The sequence below is a fragment of the Marinobacterium profundum genome (assembly GCF_001528745.1).
Taxonomy (GTDB): Bacteria; Pseudomonadota; Gammaproteobacteria; order Pseudomonadales; family Balneatricaceae; genus Marinobacterium_A; species Marinobacterium_A profundum.
Genome location: NZ_BCNS01000157.1, coordinates 1 through 16,679 on the forward strand (window position 1 = coordinate 1; position 16,679 = coordinate 16,679).

The 16,679-nt window shown below is 53.4% G+C and carries 13 protein-coding genes and 4 pseudogenes; 12 read left to right on the forward strand and 5 right to left on the reverse strand.

The window, feature by feature from the left end; genetic code table 11:
• The 4 genes from MPRO_RS18745 to codB form a co-directional block, all read right to left on the reverse strand.
• A partial coding sequence (locus MPRO_RS18745; RefSeq protein ID WP_158651872.1) for an IS5 family transposase occupies positions 1-656 on the reverse strand: 656 nt, incomplete at its 3' end.
• A gap of 68 nt (positions 657-724) precedes the next feature.
• The gene (gene codA, locus MPRO_RS18750) at positions 725-1,936 is read right to left on the reverse strand and encodes a cytosine deaminase (RefSeq protein ID WP_067296568.1); all 1,212 of its coding nucleotides are present in this window, start codon (positions 1,934-1,936) and stop codon (positions 725-727) included.
• A 33-nt stretch (positions 1,937-1,969) separates the two neighbouring features.
• Complete coding sequence (locus tag MPRO_RS18755) at positions 1,970-3,199, reverse strand: PucR family transcriptional regulator (RefSeq protein WP_067296571.1); 1,230 nt, start codon at positions 3,197-3,199, stop codon at positions 1,970-1,972.
• 1 nt (position 3,200) lies between these two features.
• Entirely contained in the window at positions 3,201-4,457 is a 1,257-nt protein-coding gene (gene codB, locus MPRO_RS18760) for a cytosine permease (RefSeq protein ID WP_067296574.1), read from the reverse strand.
• 516 nt (positions 4,458-4,973) lie between these two features.
• Between codB and MPRO_RS18765 the strand changes: the two genes are divergently transcribed.
• From MPRO_RS18765 to MPRO_RS18790, 7 genes and pseudogenes are all read left to right on the forward strand, one after another.
• Positions 4,974-5,555 (forward strand): adenylate/guanylate cyclase domain-containing protein, encoded by a 582-nt coding sequence (locus MPRO_RS18765; RefSeq protein ID WP_216821332.1) that lies wholly within the window; start codon positions 4,974-4,976, stop codon positions 5,553-5,555.
• Positions 5,556-5,729: 174 nt separating this feature from the next.
• On the forward strand, positions 5,730-7,310 hold the full coding sequence (locus MPRO_RS18770; protein WP_245635137.1) for an aldehyde dehydrogenase family protein: 1,581 nt from the start codon (positions 5,730-5,732) through the stop codon (positions 7,308-7,310).
• Between the two features lie 62 nt (positions 7,311-7,372).
• Positions 7,373-8,494: an alkene reductase gene (locus MPRO_RS18775; RefSeq protein WP_067296577.1), complete on the forward strand. Its 1,122-nt coding sequence runs from the start codon at positions 7,373-7,375 to the stop codon at positions 8,492-8,494.
• Positions 8,495-8,598: 104 nt separating this feature from the next.
• Positions 8,599-8,904 (forward strand): ArsR/SmtB family transcription factor, encoded by a 306-nt coding sequence (locus MPRO_RS18780; RefSeq protein WP_067296579.1) that lies wholly within the window; start codon positions 8,599-8,601, stop codon positions 8,902-8,904.
• A gap of 130 nt (positions 8,905-9,034) precedes the next feature.
• Positions 9,035-9,134, forward strand: a pseudogene (locus tag MPRO_RS25935) (transposase); the annotation flags it as partial.
• A 170-nt stretch (positions 9,135-9,304) separates the two neighbouring features.
• Complete coding sequence (locus MPRO_RS18785; protein WP_067296581.1) at positions 9,305-9,931, forward strand: glutathione S-transferase family protein; 627 nt, start codon at positions 9,305-9,307, stop codon at positions 9,929-9,931.
• Between the two features lie 219 nt (positions 9,932-10,150).
• Positions 10,151-10,612, forward strand: a pseudogene (locus tag MPRO_RS18790) (IS3 family transposase); the annotation flags it as partial.
• A gap of 88 nt (positions 10,613-10,700) precedes the next feature.
• Here MPRO_RS18790 and MPRO_RS18795 read toward each other — a convergent pair.
• A complete protein-coding gene (locus MPRO_RS18795; protein WP_500778572.1) occupies positions 10,701-11,105 on the reverse strand; it encodes an NERD domain-containing protein in 405 nt (134 codons plus the stop codon).
• A gap of 305 nt (positions 11,106-11,410) precedes the next feature.
• Between MPRO_RS18795 and MPRO_RS25195 the strand changes: the two are divergent.
• From MPRO_RS25195 to tnpA, 5 genes and pseudogenes are all read left to right on the forward strand, one after another.
• Positions 11,411-12,369 (forward strand): annotated as a pseudogene (locus tag MPRO_RS25195) (IS3 family transposase); the annotation flags it as partial.
• 208 nt (positions 12,370-12,577) lie between these two features.
• Positions 12,578-13,636, forward strand: a complete 1,059-nt coding sequence (locus tag MPRO_RS18810) for an IS110 family RNA-guided transposase (protein ID WP_067296592.1) — start codon at positions 12,578-12,580, stop codon at positions 13,634-13,636.
• Positions 13,637-13,648: 12 nt separating this feature from the next.
• Positions 13,649-13,852 (forward strand): annotated as a pseudogene (locus MPRO_RS18815) (IS3 family transposase); the annotation flags it as partial.
• 622 nt (positions 13,853-14,474) lie between these two features.
• Complete coding sequence (locus tag MPRO_RS18820) at positions 14,475-15,848, forward strand: tyrosine-type recombinase/integrase (RefSeq protein ID WP_067296598.1); 1,374 nt, start codon at positions 14,475-14,477, stop codon at positions 15,846-15,848.
• Between the two features lie 239 nt (positions 15,849-16,087).
• A complete protein-coding gene (gene tnpA / locus MPRO_RS26675; RefSeq protein ID WP_082708968.1) occupies positions 16,088-16,459 on the forward strand; it encodes an IS66-like element accessory protein TnpA in 372 nt (123 codons plus the stop codon).
• Positions 16,460-16,679 lie beyond the last annotated feature (220 nt).

Sequence of the window (16,679 nt, forward strand, 5' to 3'; positions counted from 1 at the left end):
TTCTGGCCAATGTAGGCCAGCCGTAATTCGCTGCCTCGGCTCTTCCTGGCCAGGCGAGCCTCCGGATCCGTGGTGGACTGGTGGGTCTCGTTGCTGCGTTTCTCACCCCGGAAATTACGCTCTGCATTGCGGCCGGTGGGCCCGTCCGGGTCCGGGTCGTCGCTGCCATCCTTGCGGCGAAAGCTTTTCTGCGACGCCCATGCCTGAATCAGGGTGCCATCGACACTGAAGTGATCGCCGGAGAGCAGCTTGCGCTCCCGTGCGAGATTGACGACCTCCTCGAACAGATGAGGGACGACCTCATGTGCCAGCAGCCGGTCCCTGTTGGTGCTGAAGCTCGAGTGATGCCACACCGGATCGTCGATGGTGAGCCCCACAAACCAGCGATACAGCAGGTTGTAGCTGATCTGCTCGACCAGCTGGCGCTCGCTGCGAATGGAATAGAGCACTTGCAGCAGCTGGGCGCGAATCAGGCGCTCCGGCGGAATCGACTGCCGACCGCCGTCAGCATAAATGCCATCAAACAACCAATTGAGACGCGCCATGGCCTGGTCGATCAGCCGTCGAATGGGCCTCAGTGGATGATCACTGGGAACAAAAGCGTCCAGATGAACTGTGGTGAAAAGGGATTCCTGAATAATGTCTTCGCCGCGCATACTCGAGCCGTTTCAAAGTGTTATCGCCGCTGGCAGTCTACCAAAGCCCCATTCCACAGGGGAGAAAATCAACAGCCTGTTAATACCTTTCCGCGATGAACTGACATCAGGACTTCGCCCTGTTTACGCAATACGCTGTAATCGTCTTCACCTTCGAGAAGGATAAAGTTGGCCGGCTTGCCGACTTCAATTCCATATTCATGCTCGACATTTAGCGTACGCGCACCGTTGTCGGTGATTAAATCCAGGGCCGAGCTGAAATCCTTGTGCCCCATCATGTGGCAGATATGCAGCCCGAAATCCAGGGTGCGCAGCAACTTGCCGTTCCCCAGGGAATACCAGGGATCGTAGATGGAGTCCTGGCCAAAACACACATTCATCCCGGCCTCCGTGAGCTCCTTCACGCGTGTGAGTCCCCTGCGCTTGGGATAGGAATCATAGCGGCCCTGCAAATGGATGCTTTCCGTCGGGCAGGAGATAAAGTTGATCTGCGATTTTGTCAGCAGGCGGAACAGCTTCGAGCAGTAAGCGTTGTCGTAGGAGCCCATCGCGGTGGTATGGCTGGCCGTGACCCGAGACCCAAGACCGCTCACCAGGGCTTCGTGCGCGAGCACCTCCAGGAATCGTGAATTTGGATCGTCGGTCTCGTCACAGTGAACGTCAACCAAACGGTCGTACTTCAGCGCCAATTCGATAACAGTCTTCATCGACTGCTCACCCACCTCTCGGGTGTACTCGAAGTGCGGTATACCGCCGATCACATCTGCGCCGTACTCCAGCGCCTCTTCCATGTACTCAAGGCACTTGGGATAAGACAGCAAACCCTCTTGCGGGAAAGCCACGACCTGAATCCGGACCTTGTCTTTCAGCTCATCCCGAAGATCGCACAGCGTCTTGAGACCAATCAGGCTTGGATCTGAAATATCAGCATGGGAACGGATATACTGCACGCCATTGCTCACCAGAAGCTCGATCGTTTCCAGCGCCCGGCTCCGTACGTCTTCCTTACTCAGCATCGGCTTGCGCTCGCTCCAACGCTGAATACCTTCGAAAAGCGTACCGCTGATGTTCCAGTTCGGCTCTCCAGCTGTCAGCGCCGCATCCAGGTGAATATGCGGCTCTACAAAGGGGGCACACAGCAGCTTGCCTTGTGCGTCGACTACGCCCTCACGAGAAGCCACATAACCGTCCTGTCTATTTATCTCAGCAAATACGCCATCCTCAACCGTAAGGGAGTATAGCGCTTCACTCTGTCTTAAGCGGGCGTTGATAATCTTCATAATCTTGACTCTGACCTAATATGAATAAATCTTTTACGAATCGATATTGTGATTCTGAAAAATAATGTGCTCGATAAGCAGCGCATTCTGCACATTGAGACGAGCGAAGGAGTCGTTCAAATTGTGCCCTATCAGTTTTTCTATACGTTTGAGTCTGTGCCTAAGCGTATTACGGTGAATCCCCAGATATTCAGCCGTATGCTGCTGACTCCCGAAGAAACTTAAATATTTTTCTAGTGTTTCTTTCAACTCCAGCGACTGGCTATCGCGCGAAAAACAGAGTTCACCAAGTTGCTGCTCACAGAACTTTGATAAAATATTTCTTTGTGGGATCGCCGAGAACAAACGAGCAATACCAAGCTGATCATAAAAGAACGACTTCTGGCTTCTACTCTGGGCAGCAAACTGTACAGCCTGGCGAGCCTGCTCCACCGCCAGGGAGAGCTGACTTAATCCAGGGTGCAGATCACTGACCCCCATGCAGATGGGCTCTTCTGGTAGCTGAGCCTGTAAAGCGGTCATTGCGTCGTTAAGCTCCTCCTCCAACGCACTGGAGTGTCCACTGTCGCACGGCCAGATAGCGATCAAGTCGTGTTCAAATACCAATACCGGCCACTCAATCCCTCTGCGTTTCAGCAGATTCTCGAGGTACTGCTCAAGCTGGTCACGTTGAGTTAAAAGTCGCTTTTTCTGCTCCTGATCCTTGTCTGCTAGTCTTTGCTGAACTTTGGAGATCCTGATGCTCAGCGTGCAATAGGGCCGATTGTCATTCAGGCCGAGCTCAGCCGCTCTGAGGTGAATGAGCTCCGGTGTATCCGCAAAGCCATTGATCAACCGGGTCAGAAACAGCTTGGTAGATTGACCGATCAGATTTCCCTGAATGATCGCATTGCTGATGACCTCCGTGACATAGACCAGCTTCAGTGAGTAGGGCTGCTCCAGCACCGGTAAATTGAGTTCATTGGCCAGCTCCAAAACTCGGGACGGAATCTTTTGAATGTATTCAGAGCCCGTCAGTATCACCAGTCCGGCGACGTCACACTTCACAGCGTCGTGAACGAGCTGTATCAGGTTGGCCTCATTACGGCGGTGATGGATACCCGTCACAAATACGAGCTCCCCCCCTGTCACCCAGGGCACGAAGCTGTCGTTCTCCGCACAATACGGCCAGCGTACCACCCTGCCGCCTCCTTGCAGGCCTGCGCGAAAGCGGATTTCTTCCAGCCCCGGCAGGCGCGTGATGTCAGCACAGGTGATAGCCATATCAGCCCTGAACCTCACCCAAAGCAGGCTGTTGCGCTAAAGCTTTGTCCAGAGCCGCGTAGCACAGCATGGCGCAGAAGACACCGATCACCGGCGGCAATACCGGCGAGAAGTACGCAGCTGCGGAACCGATTGCGTAAGAGATCAGACCGGTCCAGTTGAATGCGGGCAGGCTGGCTTCCTGGAGTTTCGGATAGCTGCCACCATGCTTGACCCAGAAGTCAGCCATAATCACGCCGCCAACCGGTGGAATAAAGGTACCCAGAAGCACCAGAAACGGGATCAACATGTTGTACATACCACCCACAGCCAGCACGATACCGATAGTTGCACCCCCAACCGTGACCAGGCGCCGCCTGTCTGTGCGCAGCAGGTTACAACCGGCAACCGCGAAGTTGTAAATGGTGTTGTCCTGCGTTGTCCAAATGTTTAGGAACAGCATCAGCACCGCAAGCACAACAAAGCCCTGCGCCAGCATCACATCAACAATATCAGCCTGCTGGTAGATCAGTGACCCAAGTGCACCTGTCAACACCATCAAGCCGTTACCAACAAAGAAAGCTGCCATTGTGGCAATAACCGCCACTTGGGGGCTTTTGGCAAAGCGGCTCCAGTTGGTTGCCTGAGTACCGCCAGAGACAAAGGTACCGATCACAACGGTAATTGCGGCTGCAAAGCTCATGCTTTCGCTGGGTTCCTGCCCCATCAAGCCTGACAGGCCACCCGCGTCAACAAGACCGGTGTACAGGCTAACCAGGATAAACAGCATCATGGCAGGGACAGCAATACGAGACAGCCAGTCCAGACCTTTATATCCAATCATCGCCGTAATACAGAAAGCGAACCCGAACAGTATCATCAAGGGGATTTCAAAGGACTCGGAAAGCCCTGTTGTTTTTACCAGCACGATGGCGATCGTAGCGGTTCCCCAGGCGTACCAGCCGATTTGGGTGAACCCGAGTATAACGTCCGACAGCTTGCTTCCCACTTCCCCGAAGCAGAAGCGACCCATCAGCGCAGTGTTCAAACCACTTTTGCACGCGATGTAACCCAATGCCGCGGCATAGGCTCCCAGCAGCAGATTGCCGATGAGGATAGCCGATAGCAGCTCTTCAAACGCAAAAGCCTGACCGAGTGAACCTCCGGCCCACATTGTCGAAGTGAAGAACGTGAAGCCTAGCAATATGACGGATATTGAAAGGAGCCCTTTACGCTTATCTTTGGGCACTTCGCTCAAAGGGTAGTCGGTCGTTTCCATAGTCTTAACCCCAATTTAAATAGGACATTCGCATTCTCAGTATTGGTGAGAGCAATTCCCATTCCAGAGAGCGGACCAATCCACATCTTTCAAAACAAATGTTCATTAATGATACATTTAGCAATAAACCATTGTGCATGTTGCACATACTACTGCCATGAGAGGCTAGATCCCATGATGCCACTGACAACGTTAAGCACCTGATTACCACTCCATGCCCGATCATAAGGCGCAGTGATATATATTGGGGCGCACGGCAAGGACAGTCCGTTTCATGGCACGTCCGGCTCGAGTATGGCTGCTGCCGCTTTCAGACTCCCCTTGGATAGGGCCTCGTTCACGGTCCAGCCACGTATGACTTCAATCTTTTCTTTGAGGTCCGAGAGCGGGGGCTATACGACAATATCGTGGCGGCTCAGAATATGTCCGAGCGGCGGCTGCTCAACCTATTACCCGCACCGATTGCTGAGCGCCTGAAGCCCCTCCATCGACCTTATCACCGAGAGCTCGCCGACCGTGATCGCCGACAGCTTTCAGGACGTGACGGTATTGTTCGCGGACATCGTCGAGTTCAGCCGGTTTTCAGCCGGCATGAGTCCCGAGCGGCTGGTGGCGGTGCTCAATGAAATATTCACCGACTTTGACAGCATCGCCGACAACCGCGGCCTCGAGAAGATCAAGACCATTGGCGATGCCTACATGGCGGCGGCAGGGCTGCCGGTGCCGGTGCCGGTGCCGGCAGCTGATCATGTCGAGCGGGCGGCGCATATGGCGCTGGACATGCAGGACGCGCTCGCGCGCTTCAACGTAAACCGCGGCTACCAGTTGCAGCTGCGCATCGGTCTCAATAGCGGCGCCGTGGTGGCCGGCGTCATTGGCAAGCGCAAGTTCATCTATGACCTCTGGGGTGACGCGGTCAACACTGCCAGCCGGATGGAGTCCCACGGCCTGCCTGGACGCGTGCAGCTGACCGATGAAACTCGCCACCGGCTCGGTGAGGCCTTCCTGTTCGAGGAACGCGGTCTCATCGAGGCCAAAGGCATCGGCGAGCTACATACCTGGTTTCTGACCGGCCGGCGCCGGATGAAACCCAGATGATTTCGGGTACGCGCCAGCTTATCTGCATAGTCTGTCGACTGGCCTGGGCCTTTAGCAGCTATTGACGTTTGCGGCTAAGTTTGGCCGGTTCGGACAGTTTCCCCTTGGCATCAAAACATTAATATCCACAATAGATGCTCTGTACCTCGAGGCCCGAAAGCATGGAAAGCCGCCATGAATATTTGGATATTGACAAATTTCAATATCGCGAATAGTATAACTTCACTGCTCGCACAGCCAACAGTGGAGGCTCACATGAAACACCTGGAAGATATTCCTTCTGCGTTCCGTCCGGACACCAGTTACGGCTTGTTCATCGACAATCAATGGGTTGAGGGACAGAGCGGAGAGACAATCGACAATTTAAACCCGGCTACCGGCGAATTCCTCACTCGAATCCCTAACGCTACTGCTGCGGATGTGGATCGCGCTGTCCAAGCCGCCTCGCGTGCCTTCAACACCTGGCGTACCAGCACTCCCACCGAGCGATCCAATGCGCTTCTTAAGATCGCTGACCTATTGGAGGCTGAAGCCGAGCGATTCGCTGTGCTTGAGACTTTGGATGTCGGCAAGCCGATCCGCGAGTCCCGGGCAATTGACGTACCGATGGCCATCGACCATTTTCGCTACTTCGCTGGGGCAATCCGCAGTCATTCAGACGAGGCGGTGATGCTTGACGAGCTGACACTCAGCATTGCATTAAGCGAACCCCTCGGGGTCATTGGCCAAGTTATTCCATGGAATTTTCCTCTGTTGATGGCCGCTTGGAAGCTCGCTCCTGCAATCGCAACGGGTAATACGGTGGTAATCAAGCCATCTGAAATGACGCCTATCACCATCTTCGAGCTGGCTAAGCTGATTGCGAAAGTACTTCCGCCTGGTGTAGTCAATATCATTACTGGCGTTGGTGCCGTCGCAGGCCAGGCACTGCTGGATCACCCCCACGTCCGCAAACTTGCCTTTACCGGTTCGACCCGCGTGGGGGAAGCAGTTGCAGCAGCTGCTGCCAAGAAAATTATCCCTGCCACGCTGGAGCTGGGAGGCAAATCGGCCAATATCGTATTTGCAGATGCTAACTGGGAAAAGGCGGTTGAAGGTGCTGCGCTTGCCATCCTCTGGAATCAGGGGCAGGTCTGCGAATCGGGTGCTCGCTTGTTCGTTCACGAGTCGATCTTTGAGCGTTTCGTGGGTCAACTGAAGAAAAAATTCGAAAACGTCCGGATTGGGGATCCACTAGATTCGGAAACGATGATGGGCGCTCAGATCAGCAAAGTTCAGATGGATCGGATCCTTGGCTACATCGATATCGCAAAAAAAGAAGGTGCTCGTGTTCTCACCGGTGGTGGCCGGATCGCTGGCGGTCAATATGATGCTGGTTTCTATCTCGAGCCAACCATCCTTGTCGATGTCCGAAACGATATGCGGGTCGCTTACGAGGAAATCTTTGGCCCTGTCCTATGCGTAATCCCATTCAAGAATGAGGCTGAAGTCATCGCTATGGCGAATGACTCTGAGTATGGCCTTGCTGGCGCCGTCTGGACTCAAGACATAAACCGGGCGCTGCGGGTTGCGCGAGCAGTTGAAACAGGCCGGATTTGGGTTAACACCTATCACGAAATTCCGGCACACGCGCCTTTCGGTGGGTACAAGAAGTCAGGCCTAGGGCGCGAAACGCACAAGTCGATGCTTGAAGCCTACAGCCAAAAGAAGAACGTCTTCATTAGCCTCGGCGAAGCCCCGCTCGGACTTTTCTGACGCTGAAGAGTTAGAAATTTTAACTTTATATATTTAAAATTCTAGATATTGAGGTATTTAAAATGAAAGATTCTATTCTGTTCCAGAGCACTCAGCTTGGGCCTTATACCCTGAAGAACCGTATCGTTCTTCCGCCATTGACTCGCTCGCGGAGTTCGCAACCAGGTAATATCGCCAACGACCTGATGGCGGCCTATTACCGACAGCGCGCAAGTGCCGGCTTTATGGTCACCGAGGGCACTCAAATCGAACCACGTGGTCAAGGCTACGCTTGGACGCCAGGTATCCACAGTGCTGAGCAGGTCGAAGGCTGGCGCAAAGTAACCGACGCAGTGCATGAAGAAGGCGGCGTAATTTTCGCCCAATTGTGGCATGTGGGCCGCGTATCTCATAACTCACTGCAACCAGGTGGGGAAGCTCCGATTGCGCCTTCTGCGATTGCTGCCGACAACGTCAGCGTATTTATCGAAACAGCTCCTGGCGCCGGGGCACTTGCTCCCCCCTCGGTTCCACGCGCTCTGACCACCTCAGAGGTCAAAGAAATTGTTCAGATGTATGCCCAAGCTGCTCGAAATGCGCTTGATGCAGGCTTCGACGGTGTTGAGATTCACTGCGCTAATGGCTATCTGGTAAACCAGTTCATTTCAGCTCACACGAATCACCGCGAAGATGAATACGGTGGCTCCCTGGAAAACCGCTTGCGACTCCTGCGTGAGATAACTCAGGCCGTCGCGGAGGTTGTTGGGAAGGAGCGCTTGGGCGTTCGTTTCGCACCACTTTTTGCTAGCACCGACGAAGACCGTGTCTACCTTGGTTTGGTAGAAGAAAATCCGCATGAAACCTATGTCGAGGCCATCAAGATTCTGGAAGAAGTTGGCATCGCGTATCTTTCGTTGGCTGAGGCTGATTGGAATAACGCGCCTGAACTGCCGGAAACCTTCCGAAGCGCAGTTCGCTCAACCTTCAGTGGCAAGATTCTCTACGCCGGGAAATACACGGCTGAGCGTGGCGTTCGCGTAATCGAGGCTGGCTGGGGCGATCTGGTTGCATTTGGTCGACCATTTATTGCGAATCCAGATCTGCCGACCCGCATCGCCAATGACTGGCCGCTGAACCCTGTAGACCCCAGCACTATGTACGGTGGGACGGGGAAAGGTTACATCGACTACCCAACTTACGAATAAAGAGCCCTCAGTGCACGGCCCCCTACCTTACAAGGGCGTAACTTGCGTCTGGACTCGATAAATCCTAAAATTGTAATATCTAGAAAAACAGGTATCGAATTTTTATGAGTACAGATGTCAGCGAAGCACTTAAATCCTTGGACAATCCAATGCGCTTGGCGATCTTGAATTGGCTGAAGGATCCTCGGAAGCATTTCCCCGAGCAGGAGATTGATCCCGAGGAGGTTGGGGTCTGTGTGAGCATCATTCAGAAGCGGGTTGGACTGTCCCAGTCCACTGTTTCCCTTTACCTAACCGCTCTACAGCGTGCTCAGCTGGTGACCTCCCAGCGCATTGGCCCTTGGACATACTACAAGCGCCATGATCAAAATATTTCGGCATTCATTGAAGCGCTCAGATCGCTCATTTGAAGGGCCCTGTTCACACGCTCGGATGGCAATGTCCCCTGAAATCAGTGCTTGTCAGACTAGAATTTTTCTCCTAATCGGAACAATGAATTTTTGTGCGAAGACATCGCGTGGTTTTTAGGACAACCAAGTCATTGCCATTCTCAAGCAAGCTGAGGTCGGTAGCCCCAGTCTCGGAGCTTTATCGCGAGCACGGCACCAGATCGGCGACCTTCTACAAGTGGCGCGACAAGGTGAAATACTTCCCTGCTCAGCCCCTCTGATCCGACGCTGGTGGCGGTTATGCGTTGACGTGCCAACAAGGAGTACCGCCTGAATATCAAGCAAATAACCACCTTAATTAACAAGCAATAATCACCAGGCATAGATGTCCGGTGTGTCACATACAAATGGAGCCAAAACGATGATAAAACTTCACCATCTTAATGATTCACGCTCGATTCGCATCCTGTGGTTACTGGAGGAAATAGGCGAACCGTATGAGTTAATCAAGTACAACCGCGATGAAAAAACACACTTAGCCCCCGCCTCACTGAAGGCCATCCACCCTCTCGGAAAATCTCCCGTCATTGAATTAAATGGGCAGATAATTGCAGAGTCTGGCGCTATCGTGGAGATTCTGATTAATAGATTCGCTCCTCATTTAGCACCAAATGCACTCTCAGAAGAATACACTGATTACTTAGAGTGGATTCACTTCTCAGAAAGCTCAGCCATGCTTCCGTTTCTACTAAAAGTATTCAATCAATATGAAATCCAATCAGGAACCGACCTAAAGTTCCTAAGCGACTATGCCGAAACAGAATTCAACAAGATATTCTCATATATAAATAACCACCTCAAAGGTAGAAACTTCTTAGTAGAAGATCGTCTTACAGGAGCAGACTTCATGCTTGGGTTTGTCGTACATGGCGCACTAAACAGGCTAAAAATTGTAAATAAATTCCCCAATATTGAACGCTATATTAGTAATATTGAAAGCATTCACAGTTATCAAAGAGCAATTAATAAAGAGAGAAACTCTGAATAGCTCTGTCTTTCGTGGCTATTCCCCACATTACAGGCGACAATCCCTTCGTTGGATAGAAAATGTCGGCACGCCATCCACAGGTTCGATAGGGTAAATAACGGTAATCACCGTAACGTTCACCCCTAAAACCTTATAAAAATCGCTTCACTGGTCCGATCCAACAGAGAAAATATGGAGCGGTAAGGTATACCGCTGTATTCAGCTAGGGGCAATACGGCAATCACCTACCTTGCAACAGGTGAAGGCTGGCTATATCTCGCGGTCATCATCGACCTGTACTCCCGCCGCGTGATCGGCTGGGCCATGAGCGAGCGCATGACCGCCGCTTTGGTGTGTGATGCCCTCCAGATGGCGCTGTGGGGGCGCAAGCACCCAAGCCGCACGATTGTTCACAGCGATCGGGGAAGTCAGTATTGCTCAGCGGATTATCAGCGCTTGCTATCATCCCAAAAACTGAGGTGCAGCATGAGTGCGAAAGGCAACTGCTACGACAATGCCTGTGCCGAGACTTTCTTCCACAGCCTGAAAGTTGAAGCCATCCACGGCGAGCATTTTCCGACGCGCGAGAGTATGCGCCATCAGGTGTTTGAGTACATTGAACTGGACTACAACCGACAACGCCGGCACAGTACGATTGGCTTTATGAGTCCGGAGGACTTCGAGTCCCGAGACGTCGCTTAAACCCGTGTCCACGATTACTGGGTAAGATCAAAACCTTCAGGAAGCCCGAAAAACGCTCATGGTCGTGTTCAATCGACGTATCTACAATCTAGCCATGGATTTCCAGGCCATCAGCGTCGTTCTCCAGTCCCAGACTAGTTGCCAGGGTCATATCGGTCTTCAACACCTCAGTAACAGATTCGACCTGCCGCTTTACTTGCGTCCCGGCTTTACGCAGCGTCTGCGTTTTGTGCAGCCATGCATCGAACTGCGAATTGCGCAAGAAGGTAGACTTGATCTCCAGCACTAGTAGGTGACCATCCCGCTGGCAGATCAGATCGATTTCACCCGGATCATAGTCATCCGTCTTAGGGGACTGATAATTCGCTACGACTCTGAATCCACGCGCTGCAAACTGCTCCGCCAACCGTGTCTCGATACGCTGGGTTTCATCCCGGGTTTCCTGTCTTCGACCCCCAAATACGGCGCAGGTTGTTAAGTGCCGCCGTCGAATTGTTCTGGAACGCCATCAGCCACGGTAACTGAAACAGAAAACGGCCCATTTTCAGCACCGGCCGTTCATGGAGTTCTGGCATCGGGCCGTGGCGCTTGTCGCGCAATTGGGTGGCCCGTTCTTTCAGGTCCGAAGTCCAGAAATCGAGTATGGCTTCTGCTGACTGTACTTACGACATGAACACTCCATTGTCCAGCGGAGCCCTCTCGGCCCCTCTTATCCCCGATGTAGCAAAGTCTGTAGTGGTTCAATGATTCCGGACACCGATTTAGGTGGTACAGTCACCACCGCAGATGAGGTGTTCTATGGCAAGACAACGTCGTTCATTTTCAACCGAGTTCAAGCACGAGGCTGCCTGCCTTGTTTTGGATCAGGGGTACTCCATTACCGAGGCCTGTCGCTCACTGGGCGTTGGCAGCACTGCGTTGCGTCGCTGGGTTCAGCAGCTCCAAGACGAACGCGGAGGCGCTACGCCCAAAGCCAAAGCGCTTACACCGGAGCAGCAGCGCATCCAGGAGCTTGAAGCCCGCATCAACCGCTTGGAACGTGAGAAATCCATTCTAAAAAAGGCTACCGCTCTCTTGATGTCGGACGAACTCGATCGTACGCGCTGATAGACCAGTTGAGTGAGCAGGAGCCTGTAGATATGGTCTGTGCTGCGTTCGATATACACCGCTCCAGTTATTATGAATACCGCACGAAGCGTGGCCGTATTGACGTGGAGCGCCTGAACTTGCGCTGTAAAGTGCGCGAAATTTTCACGCAAAGCCGCGGCTCTGCCGGGAGTCGAACCATCCGTGAGGTGATGCAGAGCGAGGGCATTGAAATTGGCCGTTTCAAGGTTAATAGACTGATGAAAGAGCTGGGCCTGATCAGCAAACAACCGGGAGCGCATGCCTACAAGCATGCACCTATTGAGCGTCCTGATATCCCTAACCTCTTGAACCGTGAGTTTGCGGTATCACGCCCAAATCAGGTGTGGTGCGGGGATATCACTTATATCTGGGCTCAGGGCCGCTGGCACTATTTGGCCGTGGTGATGGATTTGTATGCGCGCCGTGTGATCGGTTGGGCTTTCTCTAGTCAGCCCAATGCTGGGCTGGTCGTGAAAGCGCTTGATATGGCATATGAACAGCGCGGCAAGCCGCCGTGTGTCATGTTTCACTCCGACCAGGGCAGTCAATACGCGAGCCGCCTGTTCCAGCAGCGGATCTGGCGCTACCGCATGTGCCAGAGCATGAGTCGCCGCGGAAATTGCTGGGATACTCAGTCCACTATAGTTTCGAACACCGCCCCGATCTGACCCGTGCTGGGATTGGCCAAACTGCCTTTGTATTGACCTGTCGATCGACGTCGGTGTTCCCCGAGCATTCCGGGCCCAGCGTTTGTGACCTGATAGGAGCCTTGTATTGCACCCTGAGTGTCCTGTCCTGCGATGGGGTTGGTAATGCATCTATTACAGGAGCAGTGCCATGCATGATTCATCGCCGAGTGACGTCATTCTAGGGGTTGATACCCATCTCGATATTCATGTCGGCGCCGTGATTAATGGTGCCGGCAAGCTACTTGGAACCCTGGCCGTAACGACCGATGCCGCGGGGTATCAGGCACTAGTGGCCTGGGCCAAAACACTCGGGCACTTACAGCGAGCGGGCGTGGAAGGCACCGGCACCTATGGTGCAGGCCTGGTCCATGTATTGCGGGAACAGCTGATCGAGGTCCTGGAGGTCAATCGCCCTGATCGTCGGCAGCGCAGACTCAAGGGTAAGTCAGACCCTCTCGATGCTGAAAATGCAGCCCGCGCGGTACTGGCAGGACATGCCACGGCAATCCCGAAGCAGCAGTCCGGTGTGGCTGAAGCCATGCGCATCGTGTCTGTCGCACGGCGTAGCGCAGTTAAAGCCAAAACTCAGGCCATTAATCAGCTTCGAGCGCTCCTTGTCAGCGCGCCAGCGGATATCCGCGTACGCCTGTGGCGCAGTAAGCCCGCTGATTGTGTAAGCGCCTGTTCATGCCTGCGGGCGTTAGGGACAACCACTCACCTAAAAATGCTGACGACCACGCTACGTGCATTGGCCAAGCGCTGGCGCATGCTGGCTGAAGAAGTCGAGGCGCATGATAAAACCCTGGATGATCTTACGCAGCAGCATGCCAAGCGTCTTCGAGCGCAATTTGGTGTTGGCCCACAAACGGCGGCAATACTGTTATCTGTCGCAGGGGATAACCCGGAACGCTTGAAACACGAAGCGGCATTAGCCGCCTTGTGCGGCGTGAACCCCTTGCCCGCGTCGTCCGGCAAGACCATCCGACACCGCCTCAATCGCGGTGGTAGCCGCGTGGCAAACAACGCTCTATGGACGATTGCGATGGTACGGATGCGAAGTGAACCGCGAACACGGGCCTATGTTGCGCGCAGAACGGCTGAAGGCCTGTCTTCCAAGGAGATCCATCGCTGCCTGAAGCGCTACATTGTCCGAGAACTGTACCCGCTGATTCTGGCTGACTTGGCCGAATCGGCGCGATTTTCTTGACATAGGAGCGTCAATTCCCCGATGGAAAGAGTATTCCGGAGCCTGAAGTCAGAGTGGGTACCACCGACAGGCTATGTCAGCCCTCTCGAGGCTCAACGTGACCTCAGCTACTACCTGATGCAGCGCTACAACTGGCTGCGCCCTCATCAGTATAACGATGGTGTTCCGCCGGCAAGAGCCGAAGAAAAACTTAATGTACTGTCCGGTATTAGTTGACCACTACAGACCGCCTCGCGACAATCGTAGCCAGAGGCAGCACAGCAGACCTCCCAGGGTAAGACACGTGACCTTCACACTTATACCCGCCGCATTTACGTCCACCGTTTCCGTGCAAGAATGGGGCTTTGAAGATAATTGCCTCCTCACCCACGGCGCCCGCCTCCTATGCGATTTCTGTTCGTCGGGCCAGTGCTTTGCCTTCGGCTTCCTTCAGATTCCACCTCGCGGTGGACACCCTTGCCGTTCGGCTAATCGTTCCCCTTGCCGGGCCGATAGTGGACTTTCACCACCAAGTCATCCGGCCGCCACCACGCGTACCGGAACAGCGCCAATCAAGGCGCTACGCGCCATGCCTGGCGCACAACGACAAAGGCCGATAGATGATCTATCGGCCTAAGTGTTTGAATTTGTTGGTCGGGACGAAAGGATTTGAACCTTCTACCCCTTGCACCCCATAAAAGAAAGTCAACATCCACACCGATCCCACCCAGTCCACTACGTTGTTATATATCAATAACTTAGACATAAATTCATCATCTTCTTGTCCCTAGCCTTCCCATGGCGTCCCACCAAAGCTATTCTCAAACGGTCACAGAACGGGCACGAGAAGCGACTTAGTATGGCAACGATTACGGATCGACAGATTAATGCTAAACCAGACAGCAAGGATCGCTGGCTGAATGAAACCGTTATTCGAGGTCATGGTGTATTGGTAGCCCGCATCACACCAAGCGGCCAGCGCTCCTTTTATTTCCGTTACACCAATAATGAAGGCCGTCGGGATCGGCTCCCCATCGGAAGTTATAGCCGGGAAGTACAGCCAGGTTACCTCACCCTGACTCAAGCCAGATTGAAGGCCAAAGAGTTGGCGGCACTTCACCAGAGCGGCCTCTCTAATATCCGTGAGCACCTCCAAACAGAGGAGCGCCAGCGACAGGCTGAGCGGGATATCGAGCTTGTGCGCTTAGAACAAGAGAGTCAGACGCACCGCAGCCGAAGAACAGTAACAGAGCTGTTCGAGCATTGGGCAAAAGTAGACTTGGTACGCCGCAAGGACAAGGGCGCAGAGATGCGCCGCCTCTTCACCAAAGAGGTATTCCCGCTAATCGGTTCGATCGCAGTCGAAGATATTCGCCGCCGCGATATCACCAACATTACCGACACCCTCTTGGCACGAGGCGTGCCTCGTATGGCGAAAGTTACACTCAGCTCACTCCGGCAGATGTTCCGATTTGCAGTTGTACGTGAAATTCTCGACGCCGATCCAACAGCAGCTATCAGCAAGACCAGCATCGGTGGACCAAGCATAGAACGAGATCGTATTTTGTCGGATGATGAAATCCGCCAGTTAAAGGAAGGTATTCCGAACGCCGGGCTGCTAATAACCACGGAAACTGCTGTATGGATATGCTTTTCCACCTGCTGTCGCATCGGAGAGCTGTTAGCTGCTGAGTGGCGAAATATTGACCTCAGAAAACAGGAATGGCTAATCCCCGCAGAAAATAGCAAAAACGGGAAACCCCACACCGTCTACCTTTCTTCATTTGCAATGCGACATTTTGAGCAGCTTCATAATCTTACGGGTGCAGGCCGCTGGTGCTACCCTAACCGCAGCGGCTCAACGTCAGTATGCTCAAAGACAATCACCAAACAGCTGACTGATCGACAACGCCCACTGGAGAAAGGACCCATGAGTGGGCGAAGCCAGAATGGACAGGCTTTGCTAATGCCTGGTGGCAAATGGACCCCACATGACCTCCGCCGCACCGGAGCGACCATCATGGTTGCCTCAGGGGTGCTACCGGAGGTTGCAGAGCGTTGCTTGAACCATACCGAAGAAAACAAAGTAAAGCGCACATACCAACGGCACAACTATGCCAAAGAGATGCAAGAAGCTTGGCAAATACTAGGGCAGCGTTTACAACTTCTTACAGAGAATGATGCCTCCCATGCAATCCCAACCTGCTTCGACAGACAAGTGCATCTCGAATAACCGATGATTTTCTCAACTGCGCAGCGTCCCTAAGGCGACAACGAAACCAGGGCCAATTCATCGGTGAGTGAAGGTCAATTCCGTCATATTGAGCCCTACCTGTAGTTCGGTTCACGCCCGATAGGCCCTTCCGACCTACGACTAATTGCGGTGAACCCATCTTGAGCCAGATACGGTAGCTATCCGATAGTGTCCACCCATCTTCAAGTGGAAACCTATGATGACTTTATGAAGCTTATCTGAAGCATCGTCATTATACCGCCGAGCTCAAATCCAGAATTGTGACAACCTGCCAGCAGCCGAGTACCTCAGTCGCCGGGGCCGCGCTGGACCATGGGCTCAATACCAACCTGGTCCATAAATGGATTCGCACCGCGCAATCACCACCGTCTTCAACATCTTCCTTTATACCGCTCGCGTTGTCGGCCCCTCCAGATCAAAAAATGATACTGAGCTCTGACGACAGCATCCGCATCGAGATCCCGCGCCCGGGCGGTAACCTGGTCGTGAACTGGCCCGTGACGCAGGCCGATCGCTGCCAGCTCTGGTTACAAGAACCGCTGCGATTATCCGTATTGATGAGACCTGGCGCGGCGAGCGTCTGGAGCTGAACCCAAAACTTCTTGCGCTTGTGTAAGGCCTGCCGTGGCGGCGCATGGGCGCTGCCGGTGTGATCACCGCTCACTTACGTTTCTGCATCTGGTCTCTCACGGCACCCCAAATACTTTAATACCAAAAATGATAATAATCACTTACAACAATGAATTAGACGACATCAATCAATCACCCTAAAGTGTCTTTACCGGAGCAAAGGGCGATCCCAGTCCCGGC

Excerpts from the sequence above, each read along its gene's own strand:
- MPRO_RS18770 (WP_245635137.1), top strand. The coding sequence starts at position 5,730 with ATGAATATTTGGATATTGACAAATTTCAATATCGCGAATAGTATAACT.
- MPRO_RS18785 (WP_067296581.1), top strand. The coding sequence starts at position 9,305 with ATGATAAAACTTCACCATCTTAATGATTCACGCTCGATTCGCATCCTG.
- MPRO_RS18755 (WP_067296571.1), bottom strand. The coding sequence starts at position 3,199 with ATGGCTATCACCTGTGCTGACATCACGCGCCTGCCGGGGCTGGAAGAA.
- MPRO_RS18775 (WP_067296577.1), top strand. The coding sequence starts at position 7,373 with ATGAAAGATTCTATTCTGTTCCAGAGCACTCAGCTTGGGCCTTATACC.
- MPRO_RS18820 (WP_067296598.1), top strand. The coding sequence starts at position 14,475 with ATGGCAACGATTACGGATCGACAGATTAATGCTAAACCAGACAGCAAG.
- MPRO_RS18780 (WP_067296579.1), top strand. The coding sequence starts at position 8,599 with ATGAGTACAGATGTCAGCGAAGCACTTAAATCCTTGGACAATCCAATG.
- codA (WP_067296568.1), bottom strand. The coding sequence starts at position 1,936 with ATGAAGATTATCAACGCCCGCTTAAGACAGAGTGAAGCGCTATACTCC.
- MPRO_RS18810 (WP_067296592.1), top strand. The coding sequence starts at position 12,578 with ATGCATGATTCATCGCCGAGTGACGTCATTCTAGGGGTTGATACCCAT.
- codB (WP_067296574.1), bottom strand. The coding sequence starts at position 4,457 with ATGGAAACGACCGACTACCCTTTGAGCGAAGTGCCCAAAGATAAGCGT.